We start from the raw sequence: 18,978 nt of genomic DNA, 5'->3' as shown, positions 1-18,978 counted from the left end.
CGGCGCCCCACGCGCCGACCGCGCCTGATCCCTCCCAAGGAAATGCCTGCCCATGCCTCATCCCACCGCCCTCAAGGTCCTGGTCATCGGTTATGTCTGGCCCGAGCCGCGTTCATCGGCAGCGGGCGGACACATCATGCAGATCCTGGAGGCATTCCTCGGACAAGGCTGGGACATCACGTTCAGCAGCCCGGCGAGGCCCGGGGAGAAGCGCGCGGACCTGATCGAACTGGGCATCCGAGAAGTGCCTATCGAACTCAATAACAGCAGTTTCGATGTGTTCGTCAGCGAGCTGGCACCGGACATCGTTCTGTTCGACCAGTTCATGATGGAAGAGCAATTCGGCTGGCGGGTCGAGAAACACTGCCCCGGCGCCTTGCGTGTGCTAGAAACGTCGGATTTGCAAAGCCTGCGCCACGCCCGGCACCAGCGCCTCAAGGACCGTTTGAAAGCTGAGGAGACCTCCCAGGATTTCAGCGATCTTTTCGCGCCCGACCTGCCCGAAACCTTCCAATTGATGGCCGACACCGATATGGCCAAGCGCGAGATCGCCGCCTTGTACCGCTGCGATCTGAACCTGATGGTGTCCGAAGTCGAGATCGAACTGCTGGTGGAACAATTCAAGGTGCCCCGCAACCTCCTGCTCTGGTGCCCGTTGATGATTGATCTGCCGGCCACGCCACCGGCGCCATTCGAGGAACGGGCGCATTTCTTGAGTATCGGCAACTTCCGTCATGCGCCGAACTGGGATGCCGTGCTCTGGATGAAGAACGCCATCTGGCCACTGATCCGCCAGCAACTGCCGGGCGCGCAACTGCACCTGTACGGCGCGTACACACCGCCGAAAGCTGCCGCGCTGCACAATCCGGCCCAGGGATTCCATATCATGAACTGGGCCGAGGACGCCCTGCAGGTGATGTCGGCGGCCCGCATCTGCCTGGCGCCGCTACGTTTCGGCGCCGGCATCAAGGGCAAGCTGATCGAGGCCATGCTCTGCGGCACACCAAGCGTCACGACCCCCATCGGCGCCGAAGCCATGTCGGGGGAGATGCCATGGCCTGGGGATATCAGACAGAGCGCCGAAGACATCGCCCGCGCCGCCGTGCAGTTGTACAGCGACCCCGCTCTCTGGAACCAGGCCCGGGATGCTGGGCTGACGCTGCTGGCGGAGCGTTATCGCAAAGAGATTCATGGCCCGGCGCTGATTGAAAGTATCCAGGCGTGCCGTGCCAACCTGGCGCAACGACGTCGTGACAATTTCACCGGCAGCATGTTGCGCCACCACCAGCACAAGAGCACCCAATACATGTCCCAGTGGATTGAAGAAAAGCACCGCAACAACGCGCCGGCGTAGGTGCCAGCATCAGTCATGGCATGGCGCCGGGCGACCATCGGAAGATGATTCGGGGTGGCACCCGCTCGGCGAAGGGGGCATTATCCAACGGCTATAACAATAAAAGTGCAGGCCCATGACCCGAACAGCAAGAGTCACCGACCCTTCCTACGAGTTGATGGATGACCATGACGGACTGTCCATCATCTATCGCCAGCATGGCTTTCCTTGCCCGTTGGTGCGCTGGCATTTCCATAAGGAATACGAGCTGCACCTGATCGTCGCCAGTTCCGGCAAGGTGTTCATTGGCGATTATATCGGCAACTTCTACCCGCAGACCCTGTTTCTCACCGGCCCCAACCTGCCCCACAACTGGATCAGCCAGGTGGCCGAGGACGAAGTGGTGCCCAAGCGCGACATGCTGGTGAATTTCACCGACGAGTTGTTCGAAAGCGGACACCAGGTATTTGCCGAACTCAAGACCATCGCGCCGTTGCTCGAACGGGCCCGCTACGGCATCGAGTTCCGCTGCAAGCGCACCATCCGCCAGGCAATGATCCTGATGCAGCGCATTGCCGACTCCCAGGGCATGAGCCGCCTGGGGTATTTCTTCATCCTGATGGAGTTGCTGGCCACCACGGATGACTATCAAGTGCTCTCCGGTGGCGCATCTTCGCAGATGACCGATGAGCACAGCATCGACCGTACCAACCGGGCCGTGGACTACATTTTTGCCCATTACGCCCGGGAACTGCCCCTGGAGGAAGTCGCCGAGCACCTGGGCATGAAACCCACCTACTTCAGCCGGGTGTTCAAACAGGCCACCGGTCGTTGCTTCATCGAATTCGTCAACCGCCTGCGCATCAGCAAATCCTGCGAACTGCTGGCCGACGGTGACAAACCGGTCACGGATGTCTGTTTCGAGTCGGGCTTCAATAACATCTCGAACTTCAACCGGCGCTTCCAGCAGCTCAAGGGCATGACCCCTTCCCATTACCGGCGGCTGGCGGTGCAGCGGTTGACCGAGCAGAACCAGGGCTGACACTTTGCTCCCCTGTGGCGAGGGGATTTATCCCCGCTGGGCTGCGAAGCGGCCCCAAATATCTCTGCCACCGCGGTGTATCAATTAGAACGCAAGGGGCCGCTTCGCGACCCAGCGGGGATAAATCCCCTCGCCACAGGTCATCCTTCACTGCCGACCTAAGCCCAGTGCAAAAAAGTATCAGCACCAGTGCGACGGATGATTTGTCACGCCGGCCATTGAAGGCTGTAATCAGCGCACATTCTTCCCTTCATCCGGAAGACAAAAAACAATAACTGTCCTTCCGCCGCCTTTCGGCACGGAAAAGGAGTGCGCGATGAAACCTTCGGTAAAAGCTCTGCTTGTCTCCACCTGCATGACCCTCAGCAGCGTCAGTTTCGGCGCGCAGACCCTCACCATTGCCACCGTCAACAACAGCGACATGATCCGCATGCAGAAGCTCTCGAAAACCTTCGAGTCGGAGCATCCGGACATCAAGCTGAACTGGGTGGTGCTCGAAGAAAACGTCCTGCGCCAACGCCTGACCACCGACATCGCCACCCAGGGTGGACAGTTCGATGTGCTGACCATTGGCATGTACGAAGCTGCACTCTGGGGCGCCAAGGGTTGGCTGGAACCGATGAAAGATCTGCCAGCCTCCTACGACCTGGACGACGTCTTCCCTTCCGTGCGTGACGGCCTGTCCGTCAAGGGTTCGCTGTATGCCCTGCCGTTCTACGCCGAAAGTTCGATCACCTATTACCGCACCGACTTGTTCAAGGACGCCGGGCTGACCATGCCCGAACACCCGACCTGGACCCAGATCGGTGAGTTTGCCGAGAAACTCACCGACAAGAGCAAGGAACAATATGGCCTGTGCCTGCGGGGCAAGGCCGGTTGGGGCGAGAACATGGCGCTGATCACCACCCTGGCCAACGGCTACGGGGCGCGCTGGTTCGATGAGAAGTGGCAACCGCAATTCAATGGTCCCGAGTGGAAAGACGCGCTGACCTTCTACGTCGACAACATGAAGAAGTCCGGCCCTCCAGGTGCGTCGAGCAACGGCTTCAACGAGAACCTGGCCCTGTTCAACAGCGGCAAATGCGCGATCTGGGTCGATGCCAGCGTCGCCGGCTCGTTCGTGACCGACAAGACCCAGAGCAAGGTGTCCGATCATGTCGGCTTCACCTTCGCACCCCACGAAAAAACCGATAAGGGCACCTCCTGGTTGTACTCCTGGTCACTGGCAATCCCGACCAGCTCCAAGGCCAAGGATGCCGCCAAGGTCTTTACCAGTTGGGCGACCTCCAAGGAATACAGCCAACTGGTCGCCAAGACCGATGGCATCGCCAACGTACCGCCAGGCACCCGCACCTCGACCTACAGCGACGACTACATGAAAGCCGCGCCGTTCGCCAAGGTCACGCTGGAGTCGCTGAAAGTCGCCGACCCGAAAGCGCCGACCCTCAAGCCGGTGCCTTATATCGGTATCCAGTTGGTGACCATTCCCGAGTTCCAGGCCATCGGCACCCAGGTGGGCAAGTTCTTCTCCGGCGCACTGACCGGTCAGCAGAGCGTGGACCAGGCGTTGACCGCCGCGCAGTCCAACACCGAGCGCGAGATGAAGCGTGCCGGGTATCCCAAGTAACTGCGCCGCATCCATTTCTGTAGGAGATCCAGTGTGGGAGCGAGCCTGCTCGCGATGACGGTGTGACAGCCACCTCGATGGCGAAGGTCGGACGCTATCGCGAGCAGGCTCGCTCCCACAAGGAATTGCTCCCACATTTGGGTTCTTCATAGGCCCGCACAAAACGGTTCAATGCCATGAATACTTCAACGACAACTGCCAAAGCGCCTCTCGAAATTGCCGCACCGACGCGCAAGCTCCGCCTGGCGAACCCCGGCTGGTTCCTGGTCAGTCCATCGGTAGCCTTGTTGCTGTTGTGGATGATCGTGCCCCTGGGCATGACCGTCTACTTCTCGATGATCCGCTACAACCTGCTCTACCCCGGTGAAAACGAGTTCGTCGGGCTGGAGAACTTCACGTACTTCCTCACTGATTCGGGCTTCATACCCGGTGCCACCAATACTTTGTTGCTGGTGGGCAGTGTGCTGCTCATCAGTATCGTGTTCGGGGTTCTGATCAGTGCATTGCTGGAGGCCAGCGAGTTCTTTGGCCGCGGCATCGTCCGGGTCCTGCTGATCTCGCCGTTCTTCATCATGCCCACCGTGGGCGCACTGATCTGGAAGAACCTGATTTTCCACCCGGTCTCGGGGATCCTCGCTTCAGTGTGGAAACTGTTTGGCGCGCAGCCGGTGGACTGGCTGGCCCACTACCCGCTGCTGTCGATCATCATCATTGTCAGTTGGCAGTGGCTGCCCTTCGCGATCCTGATCCTGATGACGGCCATGCAGTCCCTCGACCAGGAACAGAAAGAAGCCGCCCGCCTGGACGGCGCCGGTCCGATCGCGATTTTCTGGCACTTGACCCTGCCGCATCTGGCGCGGCCGATTGCCGTCGTGGTGATGATCGAGACCATTTTCCTGTTGTCGGTGTTCGCCGAGATCTTCACCACCACCAACGGCGGCCCCGGCTACGCCTCGACCAACCTCGCCTACCTGATCTACAACCAGGCGCTGGTGCAGTTCGACGTCGGCATGGCTTCGGCCGGTGGCCTGATAGCCGTGGTCATTGCCAATATCGCCGCCATCATCCTGGTGCGGATGATCGGCAAAAACCTCACTGACAAGAACTGAGGCCGCCGCCATGACACTTCAACAATCCCGTCGGCTGCAAAGCCTGCTGCTGGGCACGCTGGCCTGGGCCATTGCGATCCTGATCTTCTTCCCGATCTTCTGGATGGTGCTGACCAGCTTCAAGACCGAAATCGATGCATTCGCCACGCCGCCGCAGTTCATTTTCACGCCGACGCTGGAGAACTACCTGCACATCAACGAACGCAGCGACTATTTCACTTTCGCCTGGAACTCCGTGGTGGTGTCCTTCAGTGCCACGGCTTTGTGCCTGCTGATCGCGGTACCGGCGGCCTACTCCATGGCGTTCTACGAAACCCAACGCACCAAGCGCACCTTGCTGTGGATGCTCTCCACCAAGATGCTGCCGCCGGTGGGCGTGCTGATGCCGATCTACCTGCTGGCCAAGAGCTTTGGCCTGCTGGACACCCGCACTGCGCTGATCATCATCTACACACTGATCAACCTGCCGATCGTGGTCTGGATGATTTACACCTACTTCAAGGACATTCCCCGCGACATCCTCGAAGCCGCGCGCCTGGACGGAGCCACCCTGTGGCAGGAGATGGTTCGAGTGCTGCTGCCGATTGCCAAGGGCGGCCTGGCCTCTACCGTGTTGCTGTCACTGATTCTGTGCTGGAACGAGGCCTTCTGGTCGCTGAACCTGACCTCGTCCAAAGCCGCACCACTGACAGCTCTGATCGCTTCCTACTCCAGCCCCGAAGGTTTGTTCTGGGCCAAATTGTCCGCCGTCTCGACCCTGGCCTGCGCGCCGATCCTGATCTTCGGCTGGATCAGCCAGAAGCAATTGGTCCGCGGTTTGTCCTTTGGCGCCGTGAAGTAACGCGCCCTACACCTAATCAGACGTGGAGGCCCATCATCATGGCCAACCTGAAAATCAAGAATCTGCAAAAAGGCTTCGAAGGCTTTTCCATCATCAAGGGTATCGACCTGGAAGTGAACGACCGCGAGTTCGTGGTCTTTGTCGGCCCGTCGGGCTGCGGCAAATCCACCCTGCTGCGGCTGATCGCCGGCCTGGAAGAGGTCAGCGACGGCACCATCGAGCTGGACGGGCGTGACATCACCGAAGTCAGCCCGGCCAAGCGCGACCTGGCGATGGTGTTCCAGACCTACGCCTTGTATCCCCACATGAGCGTGCGCAAGAACATGTCCTTCGCCCTGGATCTGGCGGGCGTGCCCAAGGCCGACGTCGAGAAGAAGGTCAACGAAGCGGCGCGTATCCTCGAACTGGGACCGATGCTCGAACGCAAACCCAAACAGCTGTCCGGCGGCCAGCGCCAGCGGGTGGCAATCGGCCGGGCCATCGTGCGTAATCCGAAGATCTTCCTGTTCGACGAACCGCTGTCCAACCTCGACGCCGCCTTGCGGGTGCAGATGCGCCTGGAACTGGCCCGGCTGCACAAGGAACTGCAGGCAACCATGATCTACGTGACCCACGATCAGGTCGAAGCCATGACCCTGGCCGACAAGGTGGTGGTGCTCAATAGCGGGCGCATCGAGCAGGTCGGCTCGCCCCTGGAGCTGTACCACCAGCCGGCCAATCTGTTTGTCGCCGGGTTTCTCGGCACGCCGAAAATGGGCTTTCTCAAGGGCAAGGTCAGCGCGCTCAACGGCCAGGGTTGCGAAATTCAGCTGGATGCGGGCACACGCATCCAGTTGCCGGTGAACGGCGCGAGCCTCAACGTCGGCAGCCCGGTCACCCTGGGCATCCGTCCGGAACACCTGAACCTGGCACAACCCGATGAATGCACGCTGCAAGTGACCGCCGACGTGAGTGAGCGACTGGGCAGCGATACCTTCTGCCACGTCAACACCACGTCCGGTGAAGCCTTGACCATGCGAGTGCGCGGCGATCTGGCGAGCCGTTTCGGCGAGCAGTTGAACCTGCACCTGGACGCTCAACACTGCCATTTATTCGATGCCGATGGCGTAGCGGTCACCCGTGCGCTGCGCGCCGCCGCCTGATTACCGAGACTCGCGATGAAACTCAACCGCCAAAACCTGCATAACCTCAAGCCGGAAGTTGCCCTGCCCGCCTATCCCCTGGGCGATATCCGCCAGGGCATCGCCCACATCGGCGTCGGGGGCTTCCATCGGGCTCACCAGGCGTACTACACCGATGCGCTGATGAACACCGGCGCCGATCTGGACTGGGCCATCTGCGGCGTCGGGTTGCGGGCCGAAGACCGCCGCGCCCGGGATGACCTGGCCAGCCAGGACTATCTGTTCACCCTGTACGAACTGGGCGACAACGACGACACCGAAGTGCGCGTGATTGGCGCCATCAACGACATGTTGCTGGCCGAGGACGGCGCCCAGGTGCTGATCGACAAACTGGCGGATCCGCAGATCCGCATCGTTTCGCTGACGATTACCGAGGGCGGCTATTGCATCGACGACAGCAACGGCGAATTCATGGCCCATCTGCCGCAGATCCAGCACGACCTGGCCCACCCGGACGCGCCGACCACCGTGTTCGGTTTCCTCTGCGCCGCGCTGGCCAAACGCCGTGCCGCCGGGACATCGGCGTTCACCCTGATGTCCTGCGATAACCTGCCCCACAACGGCGCGGTGACCCGCAAGGCCCTGCTGGCCTTCGCCACGCGGCACGACGCCGAACTGGCGCAGTGGATCGACCACAACGTGAGCTTTCCCAACGCCATGGTCGACCGCATCACCCCCATGACCAGTGTCGCCCATCGCCTGCAGTTGCACGACGAACACGGGATCGACGATGCCTGGCCGGTGGTCTGCGAGCCGTTCGTGCAATGGGTACTGGAAGACAAATTCGTCAACGGGCGCCCGGCCTGGGAAAAGGTCGGCGTGCAGTTCACCGATGACGTTTCTCCCTACGAAGAAATGAAGATCAAACTGCTCAACGGCAGCCATCTGGCCCTGACCTACCTGGGGTTCCTCAAGGGCTATCGCTTCGTCCATGAAACCATGAACGACCCGTTGTTCGTGCGGTATATCCGTGCCTACATGGACCTCGACGTGACGCCGCAACTGGCCCCCGTACCGGGCATCGACCTGGGCGACTACAAGAACACCCTGGTGGAGCGTTTTTCCAATCAGGCCATCGCCGACCAGTTGGAACGGGTATGCTCGGACGGCTCGTCGAAGTTTCCGAAGTTCACCGTGCCGACCATCAACCGCCTGATAGCCGACGGCGGCGAAACCCGGCGCGCGGCGCTGGTGGTCGCGGCCTGGGCCGTGTACCTCAAAGGGGTGGACGAGAACGGCGTGAACTACACGATTCCCGACCCTCGGGCGGGATTCTGCCAGGCACTGGTGGCCGACGATGCGCTGGTGACCCAACGGATGCTGGAGGTCGAGGAGATTTTCGGCACAGCGATCCCGCGCTCGGCGGAGTTCGTCGCGGCCTTCGAATGGTGCTGCAACAGCTTGCGCGAGCATGGGGTGACCCGGACACTTGAGCGGGTGCTGGCCGACGCAGACTAAACTGCACGCGGTTGATCGTTCCCACGCTCTGCGTGGGAATGTAGCCAGGGACGCTCTGCGCCCCACAAGCCGAACGCGGAGCGTCCGTTGAGGCATTCCCACGCAGAGCGTGGGAACGATCTGTCACGGTTCAGTGTCACGCACATGAGGGTTTCTATGGCAAGTCAACAGTTGTTCCTGGGCATCGACTGCGGCACCCAAGGCACCAAGGCCTTGATCCTGGATGCGAACAGCGGCCAGGTCCTGGGCCAGGGCGCTGCGGCCCACACCCTGATCAGTGGCGCGAATGGCCGGCGTGAACAAGACACCGGGCAATGGATCGATGCGTTCATCCAAGCCACTCACCAGGCCTTGGCAGACGCTGGTGTCGACGGCGAGGCCATACTTGGCATTGGCGTCTCCGGCCAGCAACATGGCCTGGTGTTGCTCGACGAGCAGGATCAGGTGCTGCGCCCGGCCAAGCTCTGGTGCGACACCGAAAGCGCCCCGCAAAACGATGATCTGCTAGTGTACCTGGGCGGTGAAAGCGGTGCCCTGGAGCGTCTCGGCGTAGTCATCGCTCCCGGCTACACGGTTTCCAAGCTGTTGTGGACCCGGGAACACCATCCGCAGATTTTTGCTCGCATCGCGCACATCCTGTTGCCCCACGACTTCCTGAACCACTGGCTCACCGGCCGTTACTGCAGCGAATACGGCGATGCCTCGGGCACGGGCTATTTCAACGTACGCACCCGTCAATGGGATCTGCAGCTGCTGCAACACATTGACCCCAGCGGCCGGTTGCAATCGGCGTTGCCGGAACTGATCGAGGCCCATCAGCCGGTCGGGCGGATCCTGCCGGGCATTGCCGCGCGCCTGGGCATCAACCCTGAGGCCATCGTGGCGAGCGGCGGCGGCGACAACATGATGGGCGCCATCGGCACCGGCAATATCCAGCCCGGCGTGATCACCATGAGCCTCGGTTCATCCGGCACGGTCTATGCCTATGCCAGCGAGCCCGCGGTCAGCCCCGAGGCCTCGGTCGCGACTTTCTGCTCATCCAGTGGTGGCTGGCTGCCGCTGATCTGCACCATGAACCTGACCAACGCCACCAGCGCCCTGCGCGAACTGTTCGAGCTGGACATCGAGACCTTCAACGCCCTGGTGGCCCAGGCCCCGATCGGCGCCGAGGGAGTCTGCATGTTGCCGTTCCTCAACGGTGAACGCGTTCCCGCCCTGCCCCACGCCACCGCCAGCCTGCTGGGCCTGACCACCACCAACCTGAATCGGGCCAACCTGTGCCGGGCCGTGGTCGAAGGCACCACCTTCGGCTTGCGCTATGGCCTGGACCTGCTGCGCGCCACAGGGCTCGAGGCACGGAGCATCCGCCTGATCGGCGGCGGCTCGAAGAGCCCGGTATGGCGGCAGATCGTCGCCGACATCATGAACACCACGGTCATCTGCACCGAACAGAGCGAAGCGGCAGCCTTGGGCGCGGCGATTCAGGCGGCGTGGTGCCATTCCGGATCGCAACACAGCCTGGCCGAACTCTGCGAGCGTTGCGTCAAGCTCGACCCGGCCAGCGAAACTCGGCCGGTCGCCGAACATGTCGCGGCCGCCCAACAAGCCTATGAAACTTATCGACAACACGTCGCAACCCTTTGAGAGCAGACATCCATGTATCTGGTGTGTGGTGAAGCACTGTTTGATTTCTTCAGTGATCAAGAAAGCGGCGGCCCGGCCTCGCAGGTTAATTTCAAGGCCATCGCCGGCGGTTCGCCGTTCAACGTGGCGGTAGGGCTGCGTCGCTTGGGGGTGGAATCGGCGCTGTTTGCCGGGCTGTCCACCGACTTCCTGGGTCGGCGCTTGCAGCAGGTCCTGCTCAACGAAGGTGTCAGCGCAAAATACCTGCGGGACTTCGACGCACCGACCACCCTGGCGATGGTCGCCGTGGGGGCAAACGGCTCGCCCCACTACAGTTTTCGCGGTGAAGGCTGCGCGGATCGACAGCTGGGCCTGCAACACTTGCCCGAACTGGGGCCTGAAGTGAGTGGCCTGCATTTCGGCTCGTTTTGCCTGGTGGTGCAACCGATTGGCGATACCCTGTTGGCGCTGGCGCAGCGGGAGAGCGGCAAGCGCCTGATCAGCCTGGACCCGAACGTGCGACTCAACCCGCAGCCGGACATCGAGCTGTGGCGCTCACGGATTGCGACGCTGGTGGAGTACGCCGACCTGATCAAGGTCAGCGACGAAGACTTGAGCCTGCTCTATCCCGAACGGGATCCTCAGGTGGTGATCGAGGGCTGGCTGGAACATCGTTGCCAATTGGTATTCCTGACCCGTGGCGGCCAGGGCGCAACCGTGTTCAGCCGTCGCCATGGAACATGGTCGATGCCGGCCTGCTCGGTGACAATCGCCGACACCGTAGGCGCAGGGGATACCTTCCAGGCCGCATTGATTACCTGGTTGATCGAACAGCAACTGGATTCAGTCGAGGGTCTACTGACGCTGACCCGGGATCAGATCAGCGCCATGCTCGACTTTGCCATGCGTGCAGCCGCACTGACCTGCGGCAAGACCGGGCCAGACCTGCCCTATCGCCAGCAGTTGTACTGACAACTCGCCCCAGCGACTGCCGCTTCGTTCAAACATTGCGGCAGCCTGGGAGCATCAAAAGCCAGGCACCTGGCTTAACCCCCTTTTAATCCTGCGCTCCGACACTGGCCCGGACCGCGCCCTCCCCGCAAAGGCCCCGCGCGGCAGACCTCGATGCCAGGGCATCAGGTCGAGGCCCTCTGCTGCGGAATTCCGATCATGAACACTTCTGCGTTACTCGCCGCCGCGTCCTTGTTGGGCTTGGCCGGCATCACCGGTCTGGCTCAGGCCGACAATACCTCACAGCCCATGCCTTATCGCTATGGCATGCCATTGGAGATCAAGAAGGTGCTGTCACTGACGGAACCGTCCACACCTTATTGCGAAGTGATCACCGCACAAATGGTGTATATCGACAAGATGGGAGAAACCCGGGATGTTTCCTATCGCAAACTGGCGGATGCCTGTACGAAGGGAGACTGAGTGGCATCTTCACACTGCAACTGGACGCCGGGTTCGGTTATTGGCCGGACCCAGGCGTCAGATGACCAAGACAAGGTCGCGATCAGCGCCCGGTCATACGGTGGTGGTGTTGATGAAAGTAGTTCCCGCTGCCGTGGTTGTGGTCGAGTTCGGTGCGCAACTCGGCAATCAGGTCGTTGATCGCCCGACAGCCCGTGAGTTTGTTGGCATCGATGTTGGACTTGATCAAGGCTACGCGATCGGTTTCATGATCGTCGAAAATCTTGATCGTCATCGTCAAGTCGGGTGACAAAGTGCATTGCGAACGCTTGGGCAGCAAACTGCTTTCAATGATATTGCGCATTTCGAGGGCAGATAAAAACATGGCAACTCTCTCCTGTTGAGGCGGCCAATTTATGTTTACAACGACAGTATTTCGTCCGTTTCTTCCCTGCGGACTGAACTACGAATACCGTGCCGTATGTTCATTTCTTGGCGTTCTGATCAATGAGTTCGGGAAGCGAACTCTTGAACCATCCCGCAAAAAATATGCCTGCATTTGCCACATTCTGGTTTGATATAAATCAACCATTTAGCGTACCGGTGCGCCGGCAGGCTCGTGCAAAATGCAAGTAAACAGCGATTTCCTTCTTGCAAACTGCATACAGAGTGCAATCACTTTATTGCTGTCGAAAGCTAGAGTAGACCCAATTTGCTAAAGCGGAGCCGGGCATCCGTCGGGTAGTTGAAAAAAGCGATGACAGGTCGTGGGTCACACCGCTTCGACGCCGGCGCGCTCCGCCACATGGCGCAAACTGTCAAAGTTGATGTTGGCCCCCGAGTCGATGGCGATCAACGTCTGGCCACGGGCACCGGTGCGAGCGACGTACTGTTTGATGCCCGCCACGGCCAGGGCACCGGAGGGCTCGGTGATGGAACGGGTATCGTCATAGATGTCCTTGATCGCCGCGCACAGTTGGTCGTCACTGACGGTCACCACCTCGTCGACGCAAAAGCGGCAGATATCGAAGCCGTGGGCACCGATCTGCGCCACGGCGACACCGTCGGCGAAGGTGCCCACGGTCGGCAGGATGACGCGCTCTCCGGCGGCCAGCGCCGCCTGCAGGCAAGCGGAATGCTGGGATTCCACACCGATGATGCGAACGTCCGGACGCAGGTATTTAACGTAGGCCGCAACCCCGGCAATCAATCCCCCACCGCCAACCGGGACGAAGATGGCGTCCAGCGCACCGGCGTGCTGGCGCAGTATTTCCATGGCAACCGTGCCTTGTCCGGCAATGACATCCGGGTCATCGAACGGTGAAACGAACTCTCTACCGGTCTGCCGGGCCAGATCCAGCGCATGTTCCAGGGCAAACGGAAAACTCTCGCCATGCAGCAGCGCCTCGGCGCCCCGGTGACGGACGCCCAGCACTTTCAACTGCGGCGTGGTCACGGGCATGACAATACAGGCCGAGATCCCCAGCTCCCGTGCCGCCAATGCAACGCCCTGGGCATGGTTACCAGCCGAAGCGGTGATGACGCCACGGGCCCTCTGCTCCGGTGTCAATTGCACGAGTTTGTTGTAGGCGCCCCGGATCTTGAAAGAAAACGTCGGTTGCAGGTCTTCACGCTTGAGCAGGATCCGATTTCCCAGGGTTTCGGACAACGCAGGCGCCGCTTGCAGCGGCGTGTGCACGGCCAGTTCGTACACCGGCGCGGCGAGGATCTTCTTAACGTATTGCTCCAGCAACGTTTGCTCGGGGCGGGAAGCGGTCATGGCGGTCTCCTGGTTTGAATCGGGCCCAGGAGACAGAAAGAAAAAACCCGCCTCAAGGGCGGGTTGGGTGCTGCCGTCAGCTAGCCCGCCAAATAAGGAATGGCGGTAATAATGCTTGGCTGGCTGCGCAGTACGGTAGAAGTCATGGCTGGAAATTAGCCGGGCGCTGCTGGCAAGTCAATGGTGAATCGTTCATCCGTCTCAAATCGCCTGTGGAAGCGAGCCTGCTCGCGAAAGCGGTGTGTCAGCCAACATCCTGATCGCCAGAGACACCGTCACCGCAAATGGGCCGCGCGAACGCACCCAACGTATCGCGAAGTGCTTCCTGGCGTTCGCCAGGGACCTGGCAGGTCGTTCCAATCTTGTCGGTGACCGCCCAGAGCGCCTCGCGCAGCGCTTCTCCGGCATCGGTCAGGGCAACCAGTACCCGACGCTCATCCTCCCGGTCGCGGGTCCGAGTCACCTTGCCCGACGCCTCCAGACGCTTGAGCAAGGGCGTGATCGTCCCGGTATCCATCGCGAGCCTGGCCCCCAGCTCACCGACACTCCTGGGCGCATCATGGAACAGTTCCAGCATGACCAGGTACTGCGGGAACGTCAGCCCCAGCGGATCCAGCAAGGGCTTGTGCAGGCGAATCATGCGATTGGAAGCACTGTACAAGGCAAAGGACAACTGATTCTCAGGCACCGCGTCCTGTAGCGCGTTATTATCTAGCACGCTAGACAATAGCGACTGCGGTCGAAGCGCTCCAGCCGCGTCCGGTGATACGGACATTGCCGCCTCCTCCCGCCCTGCGCTCCCGTACTCCCTGTCGGCGTCGAGTAACTGCTCCCGTGCCGCACGCAGGATCCGGTCGGACAATGACTGATCGTCGACTGCCCGGGCCAGCACCATTGCTCCCACCATCGTAGCGAGGAAGCTGATGGCCTGATCTTCACGAGAGCGGCCACGCTGCCAGGGCAGACGGGACCTGAAAGAGGCAATCATCCCGGCAACCCGACGGGTGAAGGCGCGCCGCATCCCCGGCTCGCGCGCCACCTCGACAGCCAGCGCAGGCATTGCACAGCCTGCTTCCGGATGATCACGGTGCCGCTCACTGAGGTACAAGGCCAGGACCGCCTCCTTCGGAGCAACACTGCCTGCGATGGTTTCCTCGACCTTGAGCGCCAACTGGTCCATCGCACGTTCGAGACTGGCGCAAGCCAGCGCATCCTTGGAATCGAAATGCGCATAGAAGGCACCATGGGTGAGGCCTGAAGCCTTCATCACCTCAGCAATGCTTGCCCCGGCGATCCCCTTGGCGCGAAAAAGTCGGGAGGCCTCTTCCAGGATTGTCTGGTAGCGCTCTGCGGTCAGGCCTGGGGGATATCTCATGGCAAATCCTGAATGTTTGGCTTGACGAATTGCATGATGATTATCATGCTCGGCGATAAATATGACAAGCATCATATATTACGACAAAAATATCGATCAGCTTTTCATCCACGACCGATCTGCCACAACCCACCTGAAAGAGTGCTACGCCATGACGACCGCTCTCGCGAATGAGGCTACACAGACCCTGAGGCCGCTGACCGGACGAATTGTGGCCCTGCTGGCAGGCCTGGCGGCCATCGGCATACTTTCCACGAACATCATTCTCCCGGCATTTCCGATCATTGGTGAAGACCTCGGTGTGAGTGCGCGGGAACTGGGCCTGACGCTGTCGAGCTTCTTCATCACGTTCGCCTTGGGCCAGCTCATCGTCGGGCCATTGGCCGATCGCTATGGACGCCAGAAACTGGTGCTAGGCGGACTGCTGGTATTCGTGGTCGGCACCGTTATCGGGGGGCTTGCCACCGATCTTGACGTGCTGATCGCCGGACGCGTCGTCCAGGCGCTGGGCGTCTGCGCAGCCTCGGTGTTGTCGCGGGCTATTGCGCGGGATCTGTTCGAGGGAGAAGCTCTTGCCCGTGCCTTGTCCCTGACCATGATCGCCACCGCCGCTGCGCCTGGTTTTTCCCCCCTGGCGGGCAGCGTGCTATCGGCCGTACTCGGATGGCGCGCCATCTTCATCCTTGTGGGACTGGCCGCCGTTGTCCTCGCGCTCTTTTACATTCGTGGCCTGGGAGAAACCCATCCAGCCGATCGCAGGGCGCCGCTCTCAGCCATGCGCGTGATTCGTGCCTATGGACGGTTGGCGCTGGATAAGCGGTTCATCCTGCCAGCCGTCTCAATGAGCCTCCTGATGAGCGGGCTGTTTGCCTCGTTCGCCGCGGCACCTGCCATCTTGATGAAAGGGATCGGCCTGACGTCATTGCAGACTGGCTTGTATTTCGCTGCCACGGTATTCGTCGTGTTCGGCGCCGGCATGGCGGCCCCCCGCCTCGCCCATCGCCACGGTCCCCGCATCGTCACCCTCCTGGGCATTGCCTGCGCCATGGCCGGCGGCGGCTTGCTTCTCGAGGGGCCTGCCGATCCAGGCCTTGGGCGCTACGCCCTCTCGATGGTGACATTCCTCTGGGGCATGGGACTCGCCAATCCGCTGGGTACCGCCATCACCATGGGGCCTTTCGGCAAAGAGGCCGGAATGGCCTCCGCACTGTTCGGCTTCATCTCCATGGGCGCTGCCGCGCTGAGCACCTGGCTGGCCTCGGTCTTGCCCTTTGCGCCGGTCACGGCCCTGGGCGGCATCCAGGCCGTGGCCTGCATGATTGCGCTGGTCCTGTTCATTCTGCGAGGCAGTCTCGCCAGATAAACCGCCAAGGCGCCCGTGCGCCGCTTTGTTCCTTTTCGTCAATAACTGGAGATTCAACATGCAAATCAAAGGCAGCGTGGCGCTGGTAACCGGCGCCAACCGTGGTTTGGGCAAGGCTTTCGTGCAAGCACTCCTGACGGCCGGTGCCGCCAAGGTCTACGCCGCAGCACGTGACCCCGGGACAATCGACGCCCAACCCAACGTGATCCCCATCAAACTCGACGTCACTCGTCCCGAAGACATCGCCGCGGCCGTCGCTCAAGCGCCGGACCTGACGCTATTGATCAACAACGCAGGCGTGAGCGGAATGGAAGGCCAGGAACGAGGCAACATCAGCCTGGAAACCCTGCGCCATGAATTCGAGATCAATGCCATTGCCCCGCTGGCCACCAGCCAGGCCTTTGCGCCGATCCTGGCAGCGAACGGCGGCGGCGCCATCGTCAACATGCACTCGGCCCTGAGCTGGGTCAATCTCCCCGGCACCGTTACCTATTCGGCCAGTAAAGCGGCCGCCTGGTCGCTGACCAACGGCCTGCGCCTGCACCTGGCCGCCCAGGGCACATTGGTGGTGGGCGTGCACGTCGCATTCGTGGACACCGACATGACACGAGGCATCGAAGGCGTTCCAAAGGCATCCCCGCACGATGTGGTCCAACGCGTGCTTGAGGGGCTGATCAATGATCAGCCGGAAGTGCTGGCTGACGACACGAGCCACCATCTCAAGCAGAACCTGAGCAACGGCGTCTATCTGCGGCCGATTTCGTAAGAACCAGAGAAACCGGACCTTGTGGGAGCGAGCCTGCTCGCGATGAGGGTGTGTCAGTCAACATTTCTATCGACTGATACATTGCCATCGCGAGCAGGCTCGCTCCCACCATTTTTCCGGGCGCCTACAGGATTCGACCCGGGTCATTTAAGCCCGATTTTATACAGCGCACCGTCGTCTTCATCCGTCAAGACATACAGATAACCATCCGGCCCCTGGCGCACGTCGCGGATCCGCTCCTGGAGTTCGCCCAGCAGACGCTCCTCGTGCACGACCTGGTCGCCTTCCATCTGCAAGCGAATCAGATTCCGGGACACCAACGCACCGATGAAGACATTGTGCTGCCAAGGCTTGAAACGCTCGTTGTCATAGAACGCCATGCCGCTGAGGCCCGGCGAAACTTGCCAGACATGGTGCGGGCCAAGCGCACCCTCTACATCCTTGCCCTTGGCCTCGGGAATTGGCGCACCGGAGTAGTTGATGCCATGGGTCGCCAGCGGCCAGCCGTAATTCTTGCCGCGCTCGATGATATTCAGCTCATCGCCGCCCTTGGGTCCATGCTCGTTTTCCCACAATGTGCCGCTCCAGGGATTGAGTGCAGCCCCTTGGGGATTGCGCAGGCCATAGGACCAGATCTCGGGACGGACATTCTTCTGGCCGACAAAGGGGTTGTCATCCGGCACCTTGCCGTCCGGGTAGATGCGCACGACCTTGCCTTGCAGCTTGTCCAGGTCCTGGGCCGTCGGGCGGTCGTTGTTCTCCCCCAAGGTGATGAACAGATACCCCTCCCGGTCGAAGACCAGCCGCGAGCCGAAGTGATTACCCGTGGAAAGCTTGGGCTGCTGACGGAAAATCACATCGAAGTTCTCCAGGCGCTTCGAGTCCTCGGAGAGCTGTCCACGCCCCACGGCGGTGCCGGCCTTGCCGTCTTTGCCAGCCTCGGAGTAGGACAGGTATACGGTGCGATCCTGCTTGAAGTCAGGTGACAACACCACGTCCAGCAAGCCGCCCTGGCCGTTGGCCCACACCTCAGGTACACCGCTCAATGGCGCCGAGAGCCGCCCCTCGGGGCTCAGCAGGCGCAGATTGCCCGGTCGCTCCGTGACCAGCATGCCCCGCTGCCCCGGCAGGAATGCCACGGACCAGGGGTGGTCCAGCCCCCTGACCACGGTGGTTACCTCCACGCTGCCCTCCTCGCTCTTCAGTACCTGGGTTTGCGCGGCCCAGGCCGGCGCGGAAAGGGTCAGGACGGCACTGGCGCAAAGCGCGGCCTGCAATGTCTTACGCAACATGCACACTTCCTTCTGTGATGGAAACAAGACGACTAGGCTCTGTACGAAAAGCCTTGATACTCGTTCATGCTGCGTTGAAAACAGCCTCGGAATGCTCATGTACTCCAGTACAGTCGGACACGACCCCGGGCGTTCCTCGGCTGTTTTCGCCTTGCCTGACCTTCGTCTCAAGACTTTTCGTACAGAACCTAGCGATTGCTGTCGTTCGAGTTTCTGGGTGGCGTACCGGATTCGATGGTGGGTCTGGGCGAGCCCGGTGGCGGCCCCGAACGCGGATAGCCATTGCCGATACCGCCATTTTCCAGGGTCGGTCGACGGGGTACCGGTACCGTCGGGTTGTTGTGGATCGTCGGTACGTTGGGCTGGGTGCCCTGCATGCTGTTGGGATTGGCCCGACGTATGGGATTGTTATAGGGGTTGTTGTTGCCCGGCAGGTTCTGGGCCACGACCATGGGGCCCTGGCCGGGCGCAGCAGCCTGAACGATGGCGCTCAGTAATAGCGTGGTGATCGCAAGTACTAGCCTGTTCATCGGTACCTCCCTGCTTCGCGGAAATCGCTCAGGCATATCGAAAACACGCTACCGCGCAGGTTCACGGTTGTTAAGCGAAATGTCTGGTTGAAGATGTAACGAGGCTTCTCTGAGAGCAATCCTGTGGGAGCGAGCCTGCTCGCGATGGCTATGTTGACTGACACACCGCCATCGCGAGCAGGCTCGCTCCCACAGGGCACCTTCCGGGTGGGTATTCATCGAAGAGGCGCCGCCCTGCCACACCG

The 18,978-nt window shown here is 61.0% G+C and carries 16 protein-coding genes and 1 pseudogene; 12 read left to right on the top strand and 5 right to left on the bottom strand.

Annotated elements, in window-relative coordinates; all coding sequences use genetic code 11:
• Positions 1 to 52: 52 nt before the first annotated feature.
• From FGE05_RS13110 to FGE05_RS13065, 10 genes are all read left to right on the top strand, one after another.
• Entirely contained in the window at positions 53 to 1,354 is a 1,302-nt protein-coding gene (locus tag FGE05_RS13110) for a glycosyltransferase (RefSeq protein ID WP_139645514.1), read from the top strand.
• Between the two features lie 115 nt (positions 1,355 to 1,469).
• Complete coding sequence (locus FGE05_RS13105; RefSeq protein ID WP_139645512.1) at positions 1,470 to 2,375, top strand: AraC family transcriptional regulator; 906 nt, start codon at positions 1,470 to 1,472, stop codon at positions 2,373 to 2,375.
• Between the two features lie 316 nt (positions 2,376 to 2,691).
• Positions 2,692 to 4,002, top strand: coding sequence for a sugar ABC transporter substrate-binding protein (locus FGE05_RS13100; protein ID WP_139645510.1), 1,311 nt, complete (start codon positions 2,692 to 2,694; stop codon positions 4,000 to 4,002).
• A gap of 176 nt (positions 4,003 to 4,178) precedes the next feature.
• Positions 4,179 to 5,111, top strand: coding sequence for a carbohydrate ABC transporter permease (locus FGE05_RS13095; protein WP_139645508.1), 933 nt, complete (start codon positions 4,179 to 4,181; stop codon positions 5,109 to 5,111).
• Between the two features lie 10 nt (positions 5,112 to 5,121).
• On the top strand, positions 5,122 to 5,952 hold the full coding sequence (locus tag FGE05_RS13090) for a carbohydrate ABC transporter permease (RefSeq protein WP_139645506.1): 831 nt from the start codon (positions 5,122 to 5,124) through the stop codon (positions 5,950 to 5,952).
• Positions 5,953 to 5,990: 38 nt separating this feature from the next.
• On the top strand, positions 5,991 to 7,094 hold the full coding sequence (locus FGE05_RS13085) for an ABC transporter ATP-binding protein (RefSeq protein WP_139645504.1): 1,104 nt from the start codon (positions 5,991 to 5,993) through the stop codon (positions 7,092 to 7,094).
• 15 nt (positions 7,095 to 7,109) lie between these two features.
• Positions 7,110 to 8,591 carry a mannitol dehydrogenase family protein gene (locus FGE05_RS13080; RefSeq protein WP_139645502.1) on the top strand — a complete coding sequence of 494 codons (1,482 nt, stop codon included), beginning with the start codon at positions 7,110 to 7,112 and terminating at the stop codon, positions 8,589 to 8,591.
• Between the two features lie 156 nt (positions 8,592 to 8,747).
• Complete coding sequence (gene xylB, locus FGE05_RS13075; protein WP_139645500.1) at positions 8,748 to 10,235, top strand: xylulokinase; 1,488 nt, start codon at positions 8,748 to 8,750, stop codon at positions 10,233 to 10,235.
• A 12-nt stretch (positions 10,236 to 10,247) separates the two neighbouring features.
• Positions 10,248 to 11,186, top strand: a complete 939-nt coding sequence (locus FGE05_RS13070) for a carbohydrate kinase (protein WP_139645498.1) — start codon at positions 10,248 to 10,250, stop codon at positions 11,184 to 11,186.
• Between the two features lie 198 nt (positions 11,187 to 11,384).
• On the top strand, positions 11,385 to 11,648 hold the full coding sequence (locus FGE05_RS13065) for a DUF2790 domain-containing protein (RefSeq protein ID WP_139645496.1): 264 nt from the start codon (positions 11,385 to 11,387) through the stop codon (positions 11,646 to 11,648).
• 82 nt (positions 11,649 to 11,730) lie between these two features.
• On the opposite strand, the gene FGE05_RS13060 is transcribed toward FGE05_RS13065, so the two are convergent.
• The 3 genes and pseudogenes from FGE05_RS13060 to FGE05_RS29985 all read right to left on the bottom strand — a co-directional run bounded on the left by FGE05_RS13060 (position 11,731) and on the right by FGE05_RS29985 (position 14,782).
• Entirely contained in the window at positions 11,731 to 12,012 is a 282-nt protein-coding gene (locus tag FGE05_RS13060) for a DUF1652 domain-containing protein (protein ID WP_139645493.1), read from the bottom strand.
• Between the two features lie 405 nt (positions 12,013 to 12,417).
• Positions 12,418 to 13,407: pseudogene (gene ilvA, locus FGE05_RS13055) on the bottom strand (threonine ammonia-lyase, biosynthetic); the annotation flags it as partial.
• Between the two features lie 244 nt (positions 13,408 to 13,651).
• Positions 13,652 to 14,782, bottom strand: a complete 1,131-nt coding sequence (locus FGE05_RS29985) for a TetR family transcriptional regulator (RefSeq protein ID WP_218938875.1) — start codon at positions 14,780 to 14,782, stop codon at positions 13,652 to 13,654.
• 151 nt (positions 14,783 to 14,933) lie between these two features.
• Here FGE05_RS29985 and FGE05_RS13040 point away from each other — a divergent pair, with 151 nt between their 5' ends.
• Entirely contained in the window at positions 14,934 to 16,145 is a 1,212-nt protein-coding gene (locus FGE05_RS13040) for a multidrug effflux MFS transporter (RefSeq protein WP_139645488.1), read from the top strand.
• Between the two features lie 58 nt (positions 16,146 to 16,203).
• A complete protein-coding gene (locus FGE05_RS13035; RefSeq protein ID WP_139645487.1) occupies positions 16,204 to 16,911 on the top strand; it encodes an SDR family oxidoreductase in 708 nt (235 codons plus the stop codon).
• A gap of 143 nt (positions 16,912 to 17,054) precedes the next feature.
• Here the strand turns inward: FGE05_RS13035 and FGE05_RS13030 are convergent, their stop codons facing one another.
• Positions 17,055 to 18,203 (bottom strand): PQQ-dependent sugar dehydrogenase, encoded by a 1,149-nt coding sequence (locus FGE05_RS13030; RefSeq protein WP_139645485.1) that lies wholly within the window; start codon positions 18,201 to 18,203, stop codon positions 17,055 to 17,057.
• Positions 18,204 to 18,391: 188 nt separating this feature from the next.
• Positions 18,392 to 18,733 (bottom strand): hypothetical protein, encoded by a 342-nt coding sequence (locus tag FGE05_RS13025; RefSeq protein ID WP_139645483.1) that lies wholly within the window; start codon positions 18,731 to 18,733, stop codon positions 18,392 to 18,394.
• Positions 18,734 to 18,978: the final 245 nt, after the last annotated feature.

Origin of the sequence: Pseudomonas sp. ICMP22404, assembly GCF_006227205.1 — a bacterium.
In the GTDB taxonomy this organism is placed as follows: domain Bacteria; phylum Pseudomonadota; class Gammaproteobacteria; order Pseudomonadales; family Pseudomonadaceae; genus Aquipseudomonas.
This window is presented reverse-complemented; position numbering and strand designations above follow the sequence as displayed.

Coding starts and splice junctions, on each gene's coding strand:
- FGE05_RS13035 (WP_139645487.1), top strand. CDS start 16,204: ATGCAAATCAAAGGCAGCGTGGCGCTGGTAACCGGCGCCAACCGTGGT.
- FGE05_RS13100 (WP_139645510.1), top strand. CDS start 2,692: ATGAAACCTTCGGTAAAAGCTCTGCTTGTCTCCACCTGCATGACCCTC.
- FGE05_RS13095 (WP_139645508.1), top strand. CDS start 4,179: ATGAATACTTCAACGACAACTGCCAAAGCGCCTCTCGAAATTGCCGCA.
- FGE05_RS13090 (WP_139645506.1), top strand. CDS start 5,122: ATGACACTTCAACAATCCCGTCGGCTGCAAAGCCTGCTGCTGGGCACG.
- FGE05_RS13070 (WP_139645498.1), top strand. CDS start 10,248: ATGTATCTGGTGTGTGGTGAAGCACTGTTTGATTTCTTCAGTGATCAA.
- FGE05_RS13025 (WP_139645483.1), bottom strand. CDS start 18,733: ATGAACAGGCTAGTACTTGCGATCACCACGCTATTACTGAGCGCCATC.
- FGE05_RS13030 (WP_139645485.1), bottom strand. CDS start 18,203: ATGTTGCGTAAGACATTGCAGGCCGCGCTTTGCGCCAGTGCCGTCCTG.
- FGE05_RS13105 (WP_139645512.1), top strand. CDS start 1,470: ATGACCCGAACAGCAAGAGTCACCGACCCTTCCTACGAGTTGATGGAT.
- FGE05_RS13040 (WP_139645488.1), top strand. CDS start 14,934: ATGACGACCGCTCTCGCGAATGAGGCTACACAGACCCTGAGGCCGCTG.
- FGE05_RS29985 (WP_218938875.1), bottom strand. CDS start 14,782: ATGAGATATCCCCCAGGCCTGACCGCAGAGCGCTACCAGACAATCCTG.
- FGE05_RS13065 (WP_139645496.1), top strand. CDS start 11,385: ATGAACACTTCTGCGTTACTCGCCGCCGCGTCCTTGTTGGGCTTGGCC.
- xylB (WP_139645500.1), top strand. CDS start 8,748: ATGGCAAGTCAACAGTTGTTCCTGGGCATCGACTGCGGCACCCAAGGC.
- FGE05_RS13060 (WP_139645493.1), bottom strand. CDS start 12,012: ATGTTTTTATCTGCCCTCGAAATGCGCAATATCATTGAAAGCAGTTTG.
- FGE05_RS13085 (WP_139645504.1), top strand. CDS start 5,991: ATGGCCAACCTGAAAATCAAGAATCTGCAAAAAGGCTTCGAAGGCTTT.
- FGE05_RS13080 (WP_139645502.1), top strand. CDS start 7,110: ATGAAACTCAACCGCCAAAACCTGCATAACCTCAAGCCGGAAGTTGCC.
- FGE05_RS13110 (WP_139645514.1), top strand. CDS start 53: ATGCCTCATCCCACCGCCCTCAAGGTCCTGGTCATCGGTTATGTCTGG.